This is a genomic window from Nonomuraea sp. NPDC050547 (genome assembly GCF_044457345.1).
In the GTDB taxonomy this organism is placed as follows: Bacteria; Actinomycetota; Actinomycetes; order Streptosporangiales; family Streptosporangiaceae; genus Nonomuraea.
Genome location: NZ_JBITGW010000009.1, coordinates 68188 through 86814, shown reverse-complemented (window position 1 = coordinate 86814; position 18627 = coordinate 68188). Strand labels below are relative to the sequence as shown.

Genomic DNA, 18627 nt, shown 5'->3' with positions numbered 1-18627 from the left:
CGCGAAGTCCGCTAGACTTTCCCAAGCACGCGCAAGACCGGGCGTGCGACCGGGGTGTAGCGCAGCTTGGCAGCGCGCTTCGTTCGGGACGAAGAGGCCGTGGGTTCAAATCCCGCCACCCCGACCCAGCAGTACCAGGTAGAAGGCCGTTTCCGAAGATCGGAAGCGGCCTTTCTCGTCTCCTGAGAGGCTGCGCCACAGGGACAACATGCCATCACGCGTCCGCCTCTGCGCCCAGCCTCCTCTGCCAACTGTTCGACTTCAATTCAAAGAGATCGGCGTCCGGTTCAAGCGTGTCGCACCCCTGATCTTGCCGATACAGGTTCTGAACATGGAAGCATTCGCAGCGCAGGTCGTCTCCGAGCCTCTTGAAGCTCTTGGTTAGATTCGGGCTGCGAATCCTGAACCGAGATCAACGTCCAAGCAATACGCGGCAACGCTCCGCCTGTACATCACAATCATCCAGCAGCGCGGAACCGTTCATATCGTTCCTCGATCAGCTCCGACTTCGGCCGATCCGCTCTACGTCGAGGCAGCACCAGGCCCAATCCGTGCATCTCCTGCAACCCGTGCTTCAGCATCGGCCCATCGATCTCTTGCAAGATGTCCGACCGTACTTCGATCACCAGATCGGGGCGGACGCCCAGGATGTGCTGGTCATAGGCGGCATGGTGAATCTTGCACAGCGCCATCCCGTTAGAGATCGCTGGGACACCGCGTTCCTCACGGTCAGGGATGATGTGAGCGGCGTCCAGCAACGACAGGTGCCTAAGACGACACATCGCGCAACTGGTCTCGTAGGCGTGGATCACCCGCTGCCGGAAGACCGGCTGGTGCAGCCGCCGCTTGGTCATGCTTACGGAGTAGCGCCGCTCGATCTCGCTCACCGGCCCATGAATGGCGATGTGTCGCTGCGCCTCTTCCAGAGCGACCGCCACTTGCAATTGGTCGACTTCCATAGCCCGGATCCACACCGGGAAGAACGGCAGATACAGGCCCTGCTTCACGCCAAAGAACCAGATGAGGGGCACGTCGCGCTCGTAAGCGCGACGGAGTCCGACATTGGTGTAGAGATTGGGGTTATCGCCCTGGAACTTGTAGCGGAGCAGGCCATCCCCGCCCACCTCGTCTTCGTACGGCGCGCGCGTGCCATCAGAGGTATAGGTAGTGAGTATGGACAGCGCGGCGGTTAGTTCCTTCGGCTTGCGGATGCCCAACTGATTATCGACCAGCGGAAACGAGCGCCCCTCGAACATGAAGCCCAGGAGTTCCGCGCGCGACACCACCGGGTTCTCCGGTGTGCAGCGCTGACGGAGCCAAGCCATGGCAGCCGCTCGTATCCGACTGTCCAAGTCATCATTCAGGGGCGTGATCACACCGAAGTTTTATACCCGGGGGCGGCCCTGTCGCTACTGACGGTCCAAGGATTGGCTCGCTCCAACGCCTCAGCCTGTCCTCCAGTGCTCAACGTCCTCAGCCGGCTGCACCTTCTCGACAGAGAAGGCCAGGAAGCCGTGGGCAGTGGCGTCGTCACGGACCCGAGCATCACCCCTGTTCACCTGCTTCTCGATGACACCACCAGAGACACCGGTCCGGCGGCGTTGCTAGGCCGGGTCGGCGGGCTCTCAAGCCTGGCCGAACCCGGCGCGGTCGTTGGTGTTAGCGACGAGGTAGCTACGGAAGACGATCATTTGCAACGCCCGCGTGACGGAGGACAGGAGAGATTCTCCCCCACCACTCGGCGCTGGAGTCCACCTCAATAGGTGCCGGGATGGTAGCGGGCATGGATCTCCGCCCGTACTGCTTCCTCAGGTGTCAGCCACCGCAGGACGATGTCGTCGAACAGGTCGGCGTCGATGCTTTCGGCTCTGTCGTCTGGTGTGGCGCCGAGACGTCGGTAGTGGATCTGAGGGAGAGCCGTGGGGCCTGGGTCAGCGATCTGAGTGATCACGTACAGTGCCGGGCGGTCGTTCTGGGAGTTCAAGGCATGCTCGAACCACATGCCCGGCTGGGGGATCACGCTCTGGGTCACACCCATCATTCTCCGCTGTCGGAGGGTGTTGTGGGAGGGGAACATGCCAGGTCATGGGGTGGTACGCCAAGTTTCCGCGGGTAACAGTTCTCCCTCAGAGCATCGGACTTCTAATCCGCGGGTGGCGAGGGCGGCTATCGCATGGTTTGTCGCGCGGCGCGAGTGTGGCTATGAGCAAATGCGGCTCACGTCATGAAATCCAGGCCTTGTCCTGAACGGCGGCGCCTGCCCGGTCACTGTGGGCCAAATTCGGGACGCTTGCGGCTATCCGGGCAAGCTCCAGGGGCCAGGCCCCTTCTCGCGGTTCGGGGTTTGGCTCTGGGTGCCTCGCCAGGTGCTCGGTAGAGCGCCTGGCGAGGCTACTTCTGGTTGCGGCAACCGCGGATGGTAGCGCCTGTCCCCCGACTTGGGCGCTGCCTCGCATGACAGAGACTACTCTCCGTATAAATTTCGTCGCAACCGGTTATGGAAATCTCCACCTGGCCATGGCCAATTAAGCGGCCAATCGGCGGGGGTCAATGTGGGGGTTGTGCAGGTAGCGTGCGGGTTATGGAGATCAGGACGCTTAATCCGGACCGTGGGGTGTACTCGGCCACTGGGGACTATGTGCATGCGATCGAGGTTCGTGGGGCTGAGCGGTTGCTGTTTGTGGCGGGGACGATGGGGTTGGATGCCGATGGGCGGCCTGGGGCCACGTTGGAGGAACAGCTGGGGCTTATATGGGCGAATATTCGGGCCATTCTCGCCAGCGCCGGCATGACGGTGGACAACATTGTTCGGCTCACCAGTTATCTGCGCGATCCGGCCTACGCGGCGGCCAATGCGGCGGCTCGGGTGACGGCGCTCAGCGGGCGGGCTGTGCCGACGACGGCGATCGTCGCGCAGACGCTGGTCGACGAATGGCTGGTGGAGATCGAGGTCGTCGCGGCGGGTTGACGCGCCGAACGACTGCGTGGGGGCCGCCGCCGAACGACTGCGTGGGGGCCGCCGCCGAACGACTGCGTGGGGGCCGCCGCCGAACGGCTGCGTGGGGGCCGCCGCCGAACGACACGACTGCGGGGGTACCGCAGAGCGTTACCGCGGTGGGTTGTTGAGGCCTTCGTTGTAGGCGGCGGTGAACTTGGGGCCCAGCGATGCGTGCAGGCGTGCGGTGATCCGGTCGACGTCGAAACGTTCGCCCTCCGGCAACGGAGCGTCGACGGACAGCCGCAGGGCGGCTGCCTGGCCGAGGAGGTAGGCACCGTTCGCCTCCGAGGTGGCGGCTCCGGCCAGGCCCTCCAGGGACAGAGCTCCGGCCAGGCCCTCAAGGGCGAGGGCTATGGCTCTGGGGTCGCCTACTGCTCGGGCTCGGGTCAGGCTCTCCTGATGGTGGGCTTCGGCGGCCGGGTACGAGCCGCGCATCTCCTCTATGAAGCCCAGTTCGGCGAAGATCAGGGCCAATGCGGCGTCGGAGTCGAGGGCGTGGTCCCAGTCGATCCAGGCCAGCAGGTGCGCCTCCGCCTCATCCAGGCGGCCCTGGCGGCGGGCGCTCAGGGCCAGGCCCAGGGCGGCGAACTCCTCCCCCACCGTGTAGCCCTGTTCGGCGGACAGTGCCATGGCTCGCGTGTGGAGCGAGTCGGCCTGGTCGAAGGCGCCGGCCAGAAGGGCCAGGCGTCCCAGCTGGGACATTTTGTCGGCTACCTCGGTCCATAGGCCGAGTTCTTCGGACATGCGGAGGCCATCGCGGTGTACGCGGGCCGACTCGGCGTAGTCGCCCGCGATTTCGGCGTGCCAGGCGACCGCGAACCCGGCGTGGGACTGGCCCCAGCGGTCACCCAGCTGGGCGAACAGGTCCAGGCTTTCCCGGCCGTAGGCTCGGGCACGGTCCAGGTCGCTGCGGAGCAACGCCTGGCGGGCCTGGACTGAGCGGGCGAAAGCCGTACCCCATTCGTCGCCTATGGCGGCGAAGGAGGTCAGGGCGCGGTCGGCGAGTTCTTCGGCGGGCTCAGAGTCGCCGATGCCCAGCTGGGCTGAGGCCAGGAAGGCCTGAGCTCGCGCGAGGCCGGTGAGCGCGGCGACGTCGGTGGTGGGGGCCGCGACGGGGACCGAGGTGATCGCCTCGCCGGTACGCAGTGTGAAGGCGGCCAGCCACATCCGCGTGATGTCGCCGGGATCGGCGATCTGGGCCAGCCATCTGCGGCCCTCGCCGAGCCGTCCGCGCAGCACCCAGTACCAGGCCAGCGCGTTGGCCAGCCGTTCGGACGTCCCGCTGTCGTCCGCCGTCAGAGCGGCGCGGAAGTTGGCCGCCTCGGCGTCCAGCCGCAGCAGCCACTGCCGCTGCTCGGGCCCGCGCAGATACGGCTCTGCCCGCTCGGCCAGCGCGAGATAGTGGTCGCGGTGCCGCGACCGCGTCTCCTCGCCCTCCCCGGCCTCCGCCAGCCGCTCCTGGCAGTAGGCGGCCACGGACTCCAGCAGCCGGTACCGGGGCCCGTCGCCCACCACGACCAGCGACCGGTCCACGAGCCTGGGCAGCACGGACAGAGCGTCGTCGCCGCAGACAGCCTCGGCCGCCTCCAACGTGCACCCGTCAGCGTGTACGGCCAGCCGCCGCAACACCACCCGCTCATCAGGACCGAGCAGCTCCCAGCTCCAGTCGATCATGGCCCGGAGCGTCCGCTGCCTGGCGGGCACGTCGTTCCGTGAGCCCCCCAGCACCCGAAACCGATCGTCCAGCCGCGCCGCCAGCTCCCGCACGCCGAGGGCCCGCACCCGGGTGGCGGCCAGCTCCAACGCCAGCGGAATCCCGTCCAGCCGCCGGCATATGGCCGCGACGGCCTCAGCGTCCAGCTCCGCGCCGGGCGCCGCCGCGGCGGCCCGGGAGACGAACAACCGCTCAGCGTCCTTCTGCGGCAACGTGGGGACGCTGAACAGCCGTTCCCCGGCGACCCCGAGCGGCTCCTGGCTGGTGGCGAGGACGCGCAGTCCGGGCGCGGCCCGGAGCAGGAGCGCCACGAGCCGGGCGACCGGCTCGGTCACGTGCTCGCAGTTGTCCAGAACGAGCAGCATGCTCTTGCCGCGCAACGCCTCGGCCAGCCGCCCGGCCAGGTCCGGCCCCTCGTCACGCACGCCGAGCGTGGCCGCGACGACCTCGATCACCTCGGGGGCGCCGGCCGGGGTACCGGACAGTTCGACGAGCCAGACCCCGTCAGGCGCGGAGGCGGTCAACCGGCCCGCCGTCTCCATCGCCAGCCGCGTCTTGCCGACGCCACCCGGCCCGGTCAGCGTCACCAGCCTGGCCACCCGCAGCAGGTCGACGACGGCGGCCACCGCGTCGTCGCGGCCGATGAGGTCGGTCAGGGCGGCGGGCAGGTTCGTACGGCGGGCCTCACGCACCGGCGCGTCCAGCGAAGGATCCTGCCGCAGAATGGCCTGGTGCAGCCCGGCCAGCTCGGGCCCAGGCTCCAGCCCGAGCTCCTCGTCCAGCAGTTCCCGCAACGTCCCGTAGCTGTCCAGCGCCTCCTTCTGCCGCCCGGCCCGGTAGAGGGCCCGCATGTGGGCCGCGCGCAGCCGTTCCCGTAGAGGATGCCGGCCGACCAGGTCACCGAGCTCGTCGGCGAGCAGGGCGTGCTCGCCCAGCTCCAGCCGCGTCTCGGCGTGGTCTTCCAGCGCGGTCAGCCGCAGTTCCTCCAGCCGGGCGATCTCGGGCCTGGCGAACTCCTCGTCGGCGAAGTCGATCAGCGCGGGCCCGCGCCACAGCGCCAGCGCGTCGGCCAGCAGGGCCGCCCTGGCCTCGGGCGCGCCGGTGCGGGCCTCGGACAGCAGCGCCTGGAAACGTCCGGTGTCGACGTCGCCGGGCTCCACTTGGAGCCGGTAACCGGAGGCGCCGGACACCACGCTCTCCTTGCCGACGATCCTGCGTAGCTGGGAGACGCGGGTCTGCAGGGCGCCGGCGGGGTTGGCGGGCAGCGCGCCGCTCCAGAGCGAGTCGATGAGGCGGTCGGCGGGCACCACCTTCCCCGGGTCGACGAGCAGGTGGGCCAGCAGGGCACGGACCTTCACCTCAGGCACTCTGACCTGCGCACCTTCCGGCCCCCACACCGCAAGCGGACCAAGTACCCCGAAACGCATGAGCCTCACGGTAGTGGAGCTGGAGAAAACCTGGAGCGCCGGCAGGCACTGTCCAGGACATGAACGACGGACACCCGCGGCTGGCGGTGGTCACGGGCTCTGACCACTCGGCGGCCATGTTGATCGCCGAGCGAGCCTGTGCGCACCACGGCCTGGAGGTCGACGTGATCGATCTCGAGGCCGCGTGCCTGCCGGATCCGGCGCCCGGCCGGGCGTTGGTGCCGCCGGCCGTACACGATCTGATGCCTTGGCTCGCCGCGGCGGAGGGATTCGTGGTGGTCGCGGTCCGGACCCGGTCGTTGCGCAAGGCGGTGTTCTGGTGCGCCGAGGCGTGGCGGGGCAAGCCGGTCGCGCTCGTGAGCGATCCGGCGCTGCTGATCCCGTCGGCCGTCGATCGCATGCTCCTCAAACTTCTCAGACAGGAATTCTCATGAACAAGGCTGGACCCCGGCAGTGGTTCGGGCTCTCGATACTTCTGCTGCCCACCGTGCTGCTGTTCCTGGCGATGACGGTGCTCTTCCTGGCCACGCCGCAGATCGCGGCGGACCTGGACCCGAGCGGCGCGCAGCTGTTGTGGATCAACGACATCTATGGCTTCATGATGGCGGGCCTGCTCGTGGCGATGGGCACCGTGGGCGACCGCATAGGACGCAGGAAGGTGCTGTTGTTCGGCGCCGCGGCCTTCGGCGTGGCCTCGTTGCTGGCGGCGCTGGCGCCGAACGCGGAGCTGCTGATCGCGGCCCGCGCGGTGATGGGCGTGGGCGCGGCGGCGGTGATGCCCTCGACGTTGTCGCTGATCAGCAACATGTTCAAGGACGACAGGCAGCGCGGCACCGCCATCGGGCTGTGGGCGGCCTCGATCTCCGTCGGCGTGGCGATCGGCCCGCTGGTGGGCGGGCTGCTGCTGGAGGCGTTCTGGTGGGGCGCGGCCCTGCTCGCGGGCGTGCCGGTGATGGTGCTCGTGCTGGTGGGCGCGCCGTTCCTGATCCCCGAGTACCGCGCGCCGAAGACCGGCGGACTGGACCCGCTGAGCGTGGTGCTGTCGATGGCGACGCTGCTGCCGATCGTGTACGGGGTGAAGGAACTGGCCAAGGCCGGTCCCGGCGTGGTCTCGCTGGGCACGCTCGCGGCCGGCCTGCTGTTCGGCGTGATCTTCGTGCGCAGGCAGCTGCGGCTGGAGAACCCGCTTCTGGACGTGCGGCTGTTCGCCGACAAGGTCTTCAGCGGCGCCCTGGGCGTGTTCATGCTGAGCGCGGTCGCGCTGGGCGGCGTGTATCTGCTGTTCACGCAGTACCTGCAGCTCGTGGCGGAGCTCTCGCCGCTGGAGGCGGGCCTGTGGATCCTGCCCGCGGCGCTCGCGCTGGTGGCCGTCTCGACGTTGTCGCCGGTCATCGCCCGCCGGGTACGGCCGGCGTACGTGATCAGCGGCGGCGCGTTCCTGTCGGTGATCGGCTACCTGCTGATGACCCAGGTCGGCAGCGTCGCCGGCCTGCCGATGCTGCTCACCGGCTTCTTCGTGCTCTACCCGGGCATCGCTCCGGCGATGGCGCTGAACACCGCTCTGGTGATCGGCTCGGCTCCGCCGGAGAAGGCCGGCGCCGCCTCCGCTGTGAACACCACCGCCAGCGACCTGGGCACCTCCCTGGGCGTCGCGGTGCTCGGCAGCGTGGGCACGGCCGTCTACCGTGCGGCGATGCCCGCCGGGGCGCCTGACACCCTCTCAGGGGCGCTGACGGCGGCCGAGAGCCTGCCGGGCCAGACCGGCGAGGCCCTGGTGGCCGCGGCGCGGGCCGCCTACACCGACGGGCTCAACGTGGCGGGCGGCATCGCGGCCGCTTTGGTGGCCGTGGCGATCGTCCTGTCGCTGACGATGCTCAGGAAGGTTCCGGCGACGAACACCCCGGCCGCCGACGCCGAGCCCGCGCCCGCCGAGCGCGAGGAGGCACTGGCTGTCTGAACCGCCGTGAAGCCCGGAGCCGTCAGCTCCGGGCTTCACCGCTGTCCAGCGCCGCCAGGATCTCCCGCACGGTCTCGTCCACGCTCAGGCCGCTGGAGTCGATCCAGTGCCCGATGCGCGGCGTCCGCGTCCTCAGCACCTGGTCGAGCTGGGCGACCGTCCAGTCGCCGTAGCCGGTCTTGGACCGTTCGCGCTCGCGCCGCTCGACGGACTCCGCCGAGGGCGCGAGCACCACGACGTGCAGCGGGCGGCTGCGGATCAGCTTGGTGACGGTCTCCAGCTCCGGACCCAGCACGACGTCCTGCAGGACCGGTGTGAACCCCGCCTCGAAGTAGCGGTCGGCCACCTCGGCGGCGATCGCGTAGCGCAGGCGGAGCTGGCGCCGCGCCTCCTCGGACGGCTCCGCCGACATCTCGGCGCGGCCGTTGACCACCATCGTGCGGAAGGCGTCGCCGCGTACGTGCGCCGACTTCGGCAGCCGCTCGGCCAGCGCCTGGGCGACCGTGGACTTGCCCGAAGCGGAGATACCGGTGATCAGGATGACCGCTCTCATGGGGACAAGAGGGTACGCACCCGGTCGGCCCCCACGGCCAGCAGGAGGGTCGGCAGCCGCGGACCCGTGTCCCGCCCGATCAGCAGGTGGTACAGCAGCGCGAAGAAGGCCCGCTGCGCCTGCTTCAGCTCGGGAGTCGGCTTGGCGTCCACCGGGAGGCCGGCCACGAGCTTCGGCACGCCGTACACCAGCGTGGTGAGCCCCTCGACCGACCAGTGCTCGTCGAGGCCGTCGAGCAGCAGGCGCACCGACGCGGCGCTGTCGCCGTCGAGCGCGCCGAGGCGTTCGGCGTCGGCGCTGTCGCGTACGCGGGTGCGCTGCTCGGCAGGCACCTGCGTGTCCACCCAGCGCTGGGCGCGGTCCAGCCGCGGGCGTACCTCCTCAAGGGCGGCGACGCCGTCGACGTCGGCCAGGATGCGCAGGGTCTGGCGCTCGTCGCCGGTGGTGATGTCGGCGATCGAGGCCAGCGTGCGGTAGGCGACCGGGTGGGGCGTGGCGGGCAGCGGCGCGACGGCGGTGGAGGTGGCGCGGGTGTGGGCGGCCTTCTCGGCGGGCAGGCCGCCGCCACCCGTGATCTTGCGGCCGAGCGCGTCCCACTCGTCGTAGAGGCGCTGGATCTCCTGGTCAAAGGCGATCTTGAAGGACTGCTCGGGCTTACGGCGGGCGTACAGCCAGCGCAGGACCGGGGCTTCCATGATCTCCAGGGCGTCGGCGGGGGTGGGCACGCCGCCCTTGGAGCTGCTCATCTTGGCCATGCCGGTGATGCCGACGAAGGCGTACATGGGGCCGATGGGCTGCGCGCCGCCGAAGACCTCGCCGACGATCTGCTCGCCCACGATCCACGCCGATCCGGGCGAGTGGTGGTCGACGCCCGAAGGCTCGAAGACCACTCCCTCGTACGCCCAGCGCATCGGCCAGTCGACCTTCCACACCAGCTTGCCCCGGTCGTGCTCGGCCAGCCGTACACTCTCGCCGAATCCGCACGCACACGTGTAGGCCAGCTCGGTGCTCTCGTCGTCGTAGGCCGTGACGGTGGTGAGGTCGCGCTCACAGAGCGCGCAGTAGGGCTTGTACGGCGAGTAGCGCTCGACGGCCTTGGTGCGGTACTGCTCCAGGATCGCGTCGATCTTGACCCGGTGTTCCATCGCGCGCAGGATCTGCTTGCGGTAGGCGCCGGCGGTGTAGCGCTCGGTCTGGCTGATGGCCTCGACCTCGATGCCGAGCTCGGCCAGCGCGGCGGTCAGCGGCGCCTTGAAGTGCTCGGCCCAGTTGGCGTGCTCGCTGCCGGGCGGCGCGGGCACGGAGGTCAGCGGCTTGCCGACGTGCTCGGCCCAGGACGGGTCGACACCGGCCGGTACGCGGCGGAAACGGTCGTAGTCGTCCCAGGACAGCAGGTGCACGCAGTCCCGCCCGCGGCGCCGGATCTCGTCGGCGACCAGGTGCGGGGTCATGACCTCGCGCAGGTTGCCCAGGTGGATCGGACCGGACGGGCTCAGGCCCGAGGCGCAGACGATCGGTTTGCCCGGTGCGCGACGATCCGCCTCGGCGATGACATCGTCTGCGAACTTGGCGACCCAGTCTGCGATCATCGGCCCATTCTGGCAGCCGGGGGCCGCCACACGAGCGTGATCAGGAAGTACAGCAGGCCGCCGAGCACGAGCGCCACGACGACGCCCACGTTGGCCGCGCCGAACGTGCCGGCCCGCATCGACTCGCTCATGAGGAAGCCGACGACGTTGGCGATGTTCGGGTCGGCGGAGGTGATCAGGCCGAGCCCGGTGAGCGAGGCGGCCACGAGCGCGATCAGGCCCGGCCAGTTGAAGGCCGGTCCGCCGGCGCGCAGCAGCCCCTCGTCGTACCGGCTGCCGCGACGCCACATGTCGACCAGGAAGACCGCGACCCAGGCGGCCATGACCACCCCGATGATCGACAGGAACGCCTGGAAGGTGGCCAGGAAGTTGCCCGAGACGAACAGCAGGTAGTAGCCGCCGAGGATCATCAGCACCCCGTCGAACAACACGGCCAGGTGCCGCTTCACCGGTACGCCCAGCGCCAGCATGGACAGCCCTGACGAGTAGATGTCCATGATCGCCCCGGCCAGGAACCCGCCGATCGCGGCCAGCAGGTACGGCAGCAGGAACCACGTCGGCAGCGCGGCGGCCAGCGCTCCGACGGGGTCGGCGGCGGCCGACTCGGCCAGCTTGGGGTCGCCGCCCGCCAGCAGCACGCCGAACACCAGCAGGACCATCGGCGGCAGCGCGCCTCCCAGCGTGGTCCAGAGCGTGATCGCCGAGCCTTTGGAGCGGGCGGGCAGGTACCGGGAGTAGTCGGCGCCGCAGTTGACCCAGCCGAGGCCCAGCAGGGTCATCGCGAAGATCACGCCGCCCGCCCAGGCTCCGGGGCCGCCGGTCGAGGGCAGGGAGAGGCCCAGCTTGGGCAGCATGAGCGCCATGTAGACGACCGTCAGGACGATGAAGGCATAGGTCAGGTACCGCTGGACGGTCATGATCATGGCGTGGCCGTACACGCCGACGGCGATCGTGACCAGGGCGGCGACCGCGAAACAGATCGCCAGCGCGCTCGTCTGGCCGAGGCCCGGCGCGAGCCGGGTCAGGATGGCGGCGCCGCCCTGCGCGGAGAGCGTGACCAGGACGGTCTCCCAGCCGACGTTCGAGACGTAGGACAGCAGCGCGGGCAGTTTGTTGCCCTGCACGCCGAACGCGGCGCGGCCGAGCGTCATCGTCGGCACGCCGGACCGGGCTCCGCCGATGGCCACGAGGCCGACCAGCCCGAACGAGAGAAGGTAGCCGAGCGCCCCGGCGGCGATCGCGGGCACCACGCCGAGCCCGAGCCCGACGATGTAGACGCCGAAGGCGATGCCGAGCAGGGACAGGTTCGCGGCCGCCCAGGGCCAGACCAGGTCGAAGGGTTTGCCGTGACGCTCTTCCGGCGGCACCGCGTTGATGCCGTTCCGCTCGACGGTCATCGTCATAGGCGGAGATTACAACCGCGTGTTCTGGTCGTGCAGGAGGAGCCACGTGTCGCCGACACGGGTGAAGACGAGGCTGACGAGGTTGCGCGCGTGGTAGTCGCCCTCGTGGTAGTCGGCCTCGTAGACCGAGACCAGGGTGCCCTCGGTCTCCTTTTCCCAAATCCGGCACATTTTCTGTGTCCAGTCAAGCTCGGAGAACCACTCGCGGTGGAACTCCAGGACGGCCTCGCGGCCTTCGAGCGTCTTGCCGTTCGGGAGGACCACGATCACGTCGTCGTGCAGGGTCTCCGCGTAGGCCTCCAGATCACGGCCGGCGATGGCGGCGAGGTGCGCTTCTATCGTTTTCTGGGCAGAAATCATGATCTAAGGTTATAGATCCTTTGCACGTGCAAGGCAATGTCAAGCCGCCTGCAGGCACCTGGGGAGACCTTGCTCACATGAAGCTCTCCGCCAGCGTCACCGTCGTGGTCCCGGCAATGAACGAAGCCGAGAACCTGCCCCACGTCTTCGCAACGCTGCCCTCCTGGATCGACGAGGTCATCCTGGTGGACGGCAACTCGACCGACGACACCGTCGCGGTCGCCCGCAGGCTCCGTCCGGACCTTCACGTCGTCACGCAGACCGGCAGAGGCAAGGGCAACGCCCTCATCGCCGGTTTCGCCGCCGCCAAGGGCGACATCATCGTCATGATCGACGCGGACGGCTCGACCGACGGCCGCGAGATCGGCCTGTTCGTCGAGGCCCTGATCGAGGGCGCCGACTTCGCCAAGGGCTCGCGCTACGCGCCCGGCGGCGGCTCCAGCGACATCAGCGTGCTGCGCTCGTTCGGCAACCGTGTCCTGACCGGCCTGACCAACATGCTCTACGGAACGCGCTACACCGACCTCTGCTACGGCTACAACGCGTTCTGGGCCAGGCACCTCGACGCGATGGCGCTCGACTGCGACGGCTTCGAGATCGAGACGCTGATGAACGTGCGGGCCGCCCAGGCCGGGCTGCTCATCCAGGAAGTGCCGAGCCACGAGCACTGCCGCATCCACGGCGAGAGCAACCTGCACGCCGTACGCGACGGCTGGCGCGTGCTGAAGACGATCCTGCGCGAGCGCAACCGGGGACTGGTCGCCGCTCCGGCGCCTAGTAGCCTCGGATCATGCGCTATATCGTGATCGGCGCCGGCGCCGTTGGCGGCACCATCGGGGCCAAGCTCTTTCAGGGCGGCCATGATGTGCTGCTGATCGCCCGCGGCGCCCACTACGAGTCCCTCCGCGCGAGCGGCATGAAACTGATCTCCCCGTCCGGCGTGGAGACGCTGGACATCCCAGTGGCCGACGGCCCCGTCCCCACCGGCGACGACGACGTGATCGTCCTGGCGACCAAGTCGCAGGACACCGTCGCCGCCCTGGACCCGTGGTCGCGTGACCTGCCGGTCGTGCTGGCCCAGAACGGCGTCTGCAACGAACCCGTCGCCCTGCGAAGGTTCGAGCGGGTCTATGGCATGTGCGTCTGGCTGCCCGCCCTGCACCTGGAGCCGGGCGTGGTCATCTCGTACGGCGCGCCGCACCCCGGCATGCTGCACGTCGGATGCTATCCACAGGGTGTGGACGAGTTGGCGGCCGAGGTGACCGACGATCTCACCCGGAGCGGGTTCGTGGCGCGGGCCGTACCGGATGTGATGCGGTGGAAGCACGGCAAACTGCTCGGCAACCTCGGCAACGCGGCCGAGGCCCTGTGCGAGCCCGGCGGCTTCGGCGACATCCACCAGCAGGCCAGAACCGAGGCGATGGGCCTGCTCGATGCGGCCGGGATCGCCTTCACCACCCAGGACGACGAACGGCGCGTGCGCGGCCACCTCGTGGACCTCGCCCCGATCGACGGCGTCGCCAGAGGCGGCGGCTCGTCCTGGCAGAGCCTGGCCAGAGGCGCGGGCAGCATCGAGGCCGACTACCTCAACGGCGAGATCGTGCTGCTGGCGCGCGAGCTCGGCCGGCCGGCGCCGGTGAACGAGGTGCTGCAGCGCGAGGCCAACCGGGCGGCCCGCGAGAAGCTGCCGCCCGGCTCGATGCCCGTGGCCAAGCTTCAGGCGCTCATCGACGAGCGTTCCGCAGCCGTATCCCGCTGAACTCCAGCGTGCTGGCGGTGACCTCGTTCCAGAACGGCCAGAGGTTGTCCAGCACGCGAAGCTGGATCCCCGCCTCCTCGTGCAGGTCGATGAGGTCGGTGACCGGCTCGGGCGGGCCGAGCGGCAGCACGGGGACCTGGGCCACGACCGCGTGCGGCGGGTCGCCGATGGGCTCGAAGGGGCCGGCGGGCAGGCGGTAGGCGAACAGCCGGACTTCCATGATCGCCTTGAGCCAGCCGTACTCGATCGCGTGCACGCGCTCGCCGGAGCCCGCGCCGATGATCCGCTCGGCGTCGCGCTCGGTCGTGCGCGCGCCCTTCCACGCCATCGCCCTCGGGCAGGCGCGCGGGAACCAGTAGTCGGGGCAGCGTTCCGGGCCGACGGCCCAGACGTACGACTCGCGCTGTACCGAGGTCTTCGCGACATGCGGCACGAACTGCTTGATTGTCGGGTCTTCCGAGAAGTGCAGCACCTGTCCTGGTCCGGGTCTCATGTAACCATCCTGATGGTCTGACCGGCCGAAAGCCGAGCGACACGGCAGAGGTCCCGCATATCGCGGCCCTGCCGGGGCAGTGCGACGGTCGAGGTGAGTTCAGATGATCGTTTTGGGTCTTGTCCTAGTCCTGATCGCCACGGGCGCGATCGTGGTCGCGTCGATGGAACCGAGCGCCACCGCCACCGACGCCTCCTTCACCGTGTTCGGCTACGGCTTCGCGCCGAACCATCTGGAGATGTTCGTCGCGGGCGCCGTCGTCGCGGCGGTGCTGCTGCTGGGCATCGCGATGGTCAACTCCGGCTCCCGCCGCGCGGCCAAGCGCCGCAGGGCGCTGCGGCACAACCGCTCCGAGGCCGTCCGGCTGGAGGAGGAGAAGCGCGAGCTCGAACGCAAACTGGAGCGCGAGCGCCACTCCGAGGACCAGTTGGTCGCCGGAGCACCGGCCCAGCGACGGCCGGAGGATCGCCCGGCATAACCCCATTTATCCGGGTGTTCGGTGTATCGTGCGAGGCGCTCTCATCGTGCACCCGGAGGTCGGATGCCCCCCCAGCGTGGCCGCCCCATTGCGCTCAAGCTCCTCGTCCTGCTCTTCGTCCCGCTCATCTCGCTGGTGGGCCTGTGGGCGTTCGCCGCAGGGCTGACCGGTGGCGACGGACTGCGCCTCCTGGAGATCAACAAACTGGTCACCAATCTGTCCGACCCGGCCGAGCAGGTCGTCGTCCAGCTCCAGCAGGAGCGGCACCTCTCCGTCGAGCACGTCTCGGGAAAGCGGCAGAGCGCGCAGGTGGCCAAGCAGCGGGGGCTGACCGACCGGGCGCTGACCCGCTTCCACCGGCTCGCCGCCGAGCAGCGGGACATCTCCCCCGAGATGGACACCCAGCTGCGCGGCCTCAACACCGCCCTCGAGCAACTGCCCGACATCCGGCGCATCACCTCCGGCGGCGCCCCGCGCGCCCTCGACGTGATCATCGGCTACAACCGGATCGTCGACGCCGTCTACCGTCTGCACGACGCCATGGTCCTGGTCCCCGACACCTCGCTCTACCGGCAGGCGCACGCCGTCACCATGCTCGGCGAGGCCAAGGAACTGCTCGCCCGCGAACGAGCCGTCGTCGTGGTCGTGCTGGCCGCGGGCAAGGTCGGCAAGGCCGAGCGCGAGGCGTTCACCGGGATGGTGGCCACCCGGCGGCTGCTCTACACCCAGGCGCTGGCCCAGCTCGATCCCGGGTTGCGGCTGCCGTACGAGAGCCTGACCCAGGGGCCCGCCTACCGCGAGTTCCTCGAACTCGAGGACCTCCTGCGCGGCCCGGCCACCGTCAACGGCCTGCCCGCGGGCGCGGCCACCTGGCCCACCGACGCCGACAACCTGTGGGCCGCCGTCGAGCGCAACCAGACCTTCGCCGTCCAGGGCATCGTGGCCCGGGTCAACCCGGCGGCCAACGCCATCCTGATCAAGATCGGCATCGCGGGCGGCGTCGGGCTGCTCGCCGTCATCGCCTCCGTCGCGCTGTCCCTGCGTTTCCGCCGCCGTCTCGTCCGCGAGCTCGCCGCCCTCCGCGCCGCCGCCGCCGAGCTGGCAGAGGTACGGCTGCGCGGCCTCGTCCAGCGGTTGAAGGCCACCACGACCCAGGCACCCGAGCCGGTCCAGGTCATCCCGCTGGAGGTCGCTGCCAACACCTCCGAGGTGCGCGACATCATGCAGGCGTTCAACAGCGTGCAGTCCACCGCGGTGGAGGCCGCCGTCGGCCAGGCCAGGCTCCGCCACGGCGTCAACCAGGTCTTCGTCAACCTCGCCCGGCGCAACCAGTCGCTGCTGCACCGCCAGCTCCTTCAGCTCGACAGCATGGAGCGGGGCGCCGAGGACCCCGAGGCGCTGGCCGACCTGTTCAAGCTCGACCACCTGACCACGCGCATGCGCAGGCACGCGGAAAGCCTCATCATCCTGTCGGGACAGGCGCCGGGACGCGGCTGGCGCAACCCGGTCCCGATCCTCGACGTGCTGCGCGCCGCCGTCGCCGAAGTGGAGGAGTACCAGCGGGTGGAGATCCTCCAGCCGCCCCCGCTCGCGCTGTCCGGCGCCGCGGTCACCGACGTCGCCCACCTCGTCGCCGAACTGGTGGAGAACGCCACGCTGTTCTCACCGCCGCAGACCCGCGTGGACCTGCGCAGCACGACCACGCCGCACGGGCTGACCATCGAGATCGAGGACCGCGGCCTCGGCCTGCAACGCGCCGAGATCGACGAGCTCAACGCGCGGCTGGAGGAGACGCCCGAGTTCGACCTGGCGCAGAGCGACCGGCTCGGGCTGTTCGTGGTGGCGCGGCTGGCGGCCAGGCATGACATCAGGGTCCGGCTCGGACCCTCACCGTACGGTGGCCTGACCGCCCTCGTCGCGCTGCCCTCCGGACTGCTGCACGAGCACGCGCCGCTGGTCAGCCGGTGAGGCCGCTGACCTGAAGCGTCAGCCCGTGACCTGGAGCAGGGCCGCGTCCTTGGTGCCCGCGGGCTCGGCCAGGCGGCGTACCTCCTTGCCGTTCCGGTCGAGGATGACGATCTTGCCGGCCGTCCTGACCACCATGCTGCCGTCGGGCCGGTAGAACGCGCCGGTCAGCTTGCCCTTCACCGGGATGGCCCGCTTCTTGCCCGAGGCCGTGTCCAGGAGCACCGGCGTGAACGCCGACGGCCAGGTGCCGTCGCCCGGCGTCTCCGGGTCGGACGGGACCTGCACGACCGCCCTGCTCCCGTCGGGCGACAGGCTCTGCACGTGGGTGATCGACTTGACGCCCTTGACCCTGTCGTCCTTGCCGGTCTCCGTGTCGAGCAGGTAGAGGGCGTCGGCCTCGCCGGTGTACCCGGCCAGGTAGCGGCCGTCGGCCGACCAGGCCAGGTGGCAGACGCCCTTGGTCGAGCCGAGCTTGCGCGCGCCGGTGCCGTCGGCCCCGACCGCCATGGCCGTCTCGCCCTTGACGTAGGCGACCTGCTTGGAGTCGGCCGACCAGGTCGGCGTCAGGCAGGGCGTGCCGCCCTGGAGCTTCGTCGCGACCGTGGTGAGCGTGCGGCCCGCCTTCACGACCAGCTTGCCGTTGCCGGTGATCCAGGCCGCCTTGCGGCCGTCGGGCGCCGCCGCCATCTGCGGCATCACGCCCGTGCCGGCCAGCGTGCGCCAGCCCTCGCCCTTCTCGTACGCCCGGACCTTGCCGTTCTTGTCGTAGGAGAAGTAGACCAGCTTCTCCTGTGCCGCCGTGGCCGCCTGGGCCGTCACCGGCACGACCAGCGCGGCGCTCAGCACGGCACCCGCCAAGACCTTCATGGAATTCCCCCGCTCAATGGAACTGTCCCCTCCTTGATGTCACAGCTGGACGAAGGGTTCGGGGAAATGTGACGTGGCGAGCAGCGTGTGTCGCGCGCGCACCCGGGCGACCTGCTCCAGACGGGTCTTGGCCGCCAGGTCGGAATCGTCGTCGTAGACGTAGCGGATCGACGGGTCGGCCAGCTGCGCCGGGTGGTGGAGGATGTCGCCGAACACGGTGACGCCTTCGGTCTCGACGATCTGGTGGCCGGCGGTGTGGCCGGGCGTGAGCCGTACCCACAGGCCGGGGGAGATCTGCGTGTCGCCGTCGACGACGTGCAGTCCGTCGCCGAGAGGGTCGAGCACGGCGGTCCTGATCGTGTCGGAGACGGCCTCGACCTCGGCGCGCTGGACCACGTGGCGGGCGTTGGCGAAGACGGGCGTGCCCCCGGTCACCGAGCCGCCGCAGTGGTCGCTGTGCAGGTGCGTGATGACGACCGTGTCCACGTCCTCGGGCGCGGCGCCGGCTGCGGCCAGTTCGGCGAGCAGGCGGCCGGGCACCGGCGCCCAGGCCGCGGCGGGCGAGTCGGCCGCTCCGACGCCCGTGTCCACGAGCGTGAGCCGGCCGTCCCGCCCGCGCAGCAGGTAGCAGTGGAAGTGCAGGATCCACGGGCCCTCGTCGGCGTGCGCGCCGGGGAAGGTCTCCAGGAACGGCAGGCGGAGAGCCGGGCCCATGGGGCCGACGGCGTCGCACAGTGGTGTGATCTCGACGCCTGCCACGGTCGTCGATGGGTGGGGCATCCGCCCAGATTAGGGCTAAGCGGCCACCGAGTGCCTGGCGACGTAGTCGTTCTCCAGGTCCGCGGCGTAGACGGCGCGGCGGCACGTGGAGCAGCGGTACATGATCGGGCCCTCGTCGAGCTCGGTCTGACACCTCGGGCACTGGGTGCTGGTCATGATGGCGGTCCCCCTAGGACGTTCTCTCACATCTATGAAAGCCTCAGCGGATTGCAGCGGCCCTGCAGCCCGCTTGACACGTTGTACGCCGTTGTGCTTCACACCTGGGGGGCGAACAAGCGAAG

At 69.7% G+C, this 18627-nt stretch carries 18 protein-coding genes and 1 tRNA gene; 8 read left to right on the top strand and 11 right to left on the bottom strand.

Features of this window, described 5'->3' with window-relative positions; all coding sequences use genetic code 11:
• The first annotated feature begins 50 nt into the window (after positions 1 to 50).
• A tRNA-Pro gene (locus tag ACIBHY_RS22990) sits at positions 51 to 124 on the top strand.
• Between the two features lie 334 nt (positions 125 to 458).
• On the opposite strand, the gene ACIBHY_RS22985 is transcribed toward ACIBHY_RS22990, so the two are convergent.
• Together ACIBHY_RS22985 and ACIBHY_RS22980 are read right to left on the bottom strand one after the other, a co-directional pair.
• On the bottom strand, positions 459 to 1376 hold the full coding sequence (locus tag ACIBHY_RS22985) for an HNH endonuclease (RefSeq protein ID WP_397247436.1): 918 nt from the start codon (positions 1374 to 1376) through the stop codon (positions 459 to 461).
• 380 nt (positions 1377 to 1756) lie between these two features.
• Positions 1757 to 2032 (bottom strand): hypothetical protein, encoded by a 276-nt coding sequence (locus ACIBHY_RS22980; RefSeq protein WP_397247434.1) that lies wholly within the window; start codon positions 2030 to 2032, stop codon positions 1757 to 1759.
• Between the two features lie 549 nt (positions 2033 to 2581).
• On the opposite strand from ACIBHY_RS22980, the gene ACIBHY_RS22975 reads away from it, so the two are divergent.
• Positions 2582 to 2968 (top strand): RidA family protein, encoded by a 387-nt coding sequence (locus ACIBHY_RS22975; protein WP_397307672.1) that lies wholly within the window; start codon positions 2582 to 2584, stop codon positions 2966 to 2968.
• A 138-nt stretch (positions 2969 to 3106) separates the two neighbouring features.
• On the opposite strand, the gene ACIBHY_RS22970 is transcribed toward ACIBHY_RS22975, so the two are convergent.
• Complete coding sequence (locus ACIBHY_RS22970; RefSeq protein WP_397307671.1) at positions 3107 to 6070, bottom strand: BTAD domain-containing putative transcriptional regulator; 2964 nt, start codon at positions 6068 to 6070, stop codon at positions 3107 to 3109.
• A 128-nt stretch (positions 6071 to 6198) separates the two neighbouring features.
• Between ACIBHY_RS22970 and ACIBHY_RS22965 the strand changes: the two genes are divergently transcribed.
• Together ACIBHY_RS22965 and ACIBHY_RS22960 are read left to right on the top strand one after the other, a co-directional pair.
• On the top strand, positions 6199 to 6573 hold the full coding sequence (locus ACIBHY_RS22965; RefSeq protein ID WP_397307670.1) for an NADPH-dependent FMN reductase: 375 nt from the start codon (positions 6199 to 6201) through the stop codon (positions 6571 to 6573).
• Complete coding sequence (locus tag ACIBHY_RS22960; protein WP_397307669.1) at positions 6570 to 8096, top strand: MFS transporter; 1527 nt, start codon at positions 6570 to 6572, stop codon at positions 8094 to 8096. The genes ACIBHY_RS22965 and ACIBHY_RS22960 overlap by 4 nt, the downstream gene beginning before the upstream one ends.
• A gap of 22 nt (positions 8097 to 8118) precedes the next feature.
• Here ACIBHY_RS22960 and ACIBHY_RS22955 read toward each other — a convergent pair whose 3' ends face one another.
• The 4 genes from ACIBHY_RS22955 to ACIBHY_RS22940 are packed head-to-tail and all read right to left on the bottom strand — an operon-like array spanning position 8119 to position 12001.
• Positions 8119 to 8649 carry an AAA family ATPase gene (locus ACIBHY_RS22955; protein WP_397247424.1) on the bottom strand — a complete coding sequence of 177 codons (531 nt, stop codon included), beginning with the start codon at positions 8647 to 8649 and terminating at the stop codon, positions 8119 to 8121.
• Positions 8646 to 10238 (bottom strand): lysine--tRNA ligase, encoded by a 1593-nt coding sequence (gene lysS, locus ACIBHY_RS22950; RefSeq protein WP_397247422.1) that lies wholly within the window; start codon positions 10236 to 10238, stop codon positions 8646 to 8648. Before lysS ends, ACIBHY_RS22955 begins: the two co-directional genes overlap by 4 nt.
• Positions 10235 to 11641 carry a purine-cytosine permease family protein gene (locus tag ACIBHY_RS22945; RefSeq protein WP_397307668.1) on the bottom strand — a complete coding sequence of 469 codons (1407 nt, stop codon included), beginning with the start codon at positions 11639 to 11641 and terminating at the stop codon, positions 10235 to 10237. The genes lysS and ACIBHY_RS22945 overlap by 4 nt, the downstream gene beginning before the upstream one ends.
• A gap of 9 nt (positions 11642 to 11650) precedes the next feature.
• On the bottom strand, positions 11651 to 12001 hold the full coding sequence (locus ACIBHY_RS22940; protein WP_397247418.1) for a YybH family protein: 351 nt from the start codon (positions 11999 to 12001) through the stop codon (positions 11651 to 11653).
• A 77-nt stretch (positions 12002 to 12078) separates the two neighbouring features.
• Between ACIBHY_RS22940 and ACIBHY_RS22935 the strand changes: the two genes are divergently transcribed.
• Together ACIBHY_RS22935 and ACIBHY_RS22930 are read left to right on the top strand one after the other, a co-directional pair.
• A complete protein-coding gene (locus ACIBHY_RS22935) occupies positions 12079 to 12807 on the top strand; it encodes a glycosyltransferase family 2 protein (RefSeq protein ID WP_397247416.1) in 729 nt (242 codons plus the stop codon).
• Positions 12792 to 13760 carry a ketopantoate reductase family protein gene (locus ACIBHY_RS22930; protein WP_397307667.1) on the top strand — a complete coding sequence of 323 codons (969 nt, stop codon included), beginning with the start codon at positions 12792 to 12794 and terminating at the stop codon, positions 13758 to 13760. The genes ACIBHY_RS22935 and ACIBHY_RS22930 overlap by 16 nt, the downstream gene beginning before the upstream one ends.
• On the opposite strand, the gene ACIBHY_RS22925 is transcribed toward ACIBHY_RS22930, so the two are convergent.
• Positions 13726 to 14253, bottom strand: coding sequence for a DUF6886 family protein (locus tag ACIBHY_RS22925; protein ID WP_397247412.1), 528 nt, complete (start codon positions 14251 to 14253; stop codon positions 13726 to 13728). The two genes, ACIBHY_RS22930 and ACIBHY_RS22925, sit on opposite strands and share 35 nt — an antisense overlap.
• A gap of 103 nt (positions 14254 to 14356) precedes the next feature.
• Here ACIBHY_RS22925 and ACIBHY_RS22920 point away from each other — a divergent pair, with 103 nt between their 5' ends.
• Positions 14357 to 14731, top strand: coding sequence for a hypothetical protein (locus tag ACIBHY_RS22920; RefSeq protein WP_397247410.1), 375 nt, complete (start codon positions 14357 to 14359; stop codon positions 14729 to 14731).
• Positions 14732 to 14794: 63 nt separating this feature from the next.
• Complete coding sequence (locus ACIBHY_RS22915) at positions 14795 to 16699, top strand: nitrate- and nitrite sensing domain-containing protein (RefSeq protein WP_397247408.1); 1905 nt, start codon at positions 14795 to 14797, stop codon at positions 16697 to 16699.
• An 18-nt stretch (positions 16700 to 16717) separates the two neighbouring features.
• Here the strand turns inward: ACIBHY_RS22915 and ACIBHY_RS22910 are convergent, their stop codons facing one another.
• The 3 genes from ACIBHY_RS22910 to ACIBHY_RS22900 are packed head-to-tail and all read right to left on the bottom strand — an operon-like array spanning position 16718 to position 18502.
• Positions 16718 to 17566, bottom strand: coding sequence for a TolB family protein (locus ACIBHY_RS22910; RefSeq protein ID WP_397307666.1), 849 nt, complete (start codon positions 17564 to 17566; stop codon positions 16718 to 16720).
• Between the two features lie 39 nt (positions 17567 to 17605).
• Positions 17606 to 18346 (bottom strand): MBL fold metallo-hydrolase, encoded by a 741-nt coding sequence (locus tag ACIBHY_RS22905; protein WP_397307665.1) that lies wholly within the window; start codon positions 18344 to 18346, stop codon positions 17606 to 17608.
• Between the two features lie 15 nt (positions 18347 to 18361).
• Entirely contained in the window at positions 18362 to 18502 is a 141-nt protein-coding gene (locus ACIBHY_RS22900; RefSeq protein ID WP_379611272.1) for a hypothetical protein, read from the bottom strand.
• Positions 18503 to 18627 lie beyond the last annotated feature (125 nt).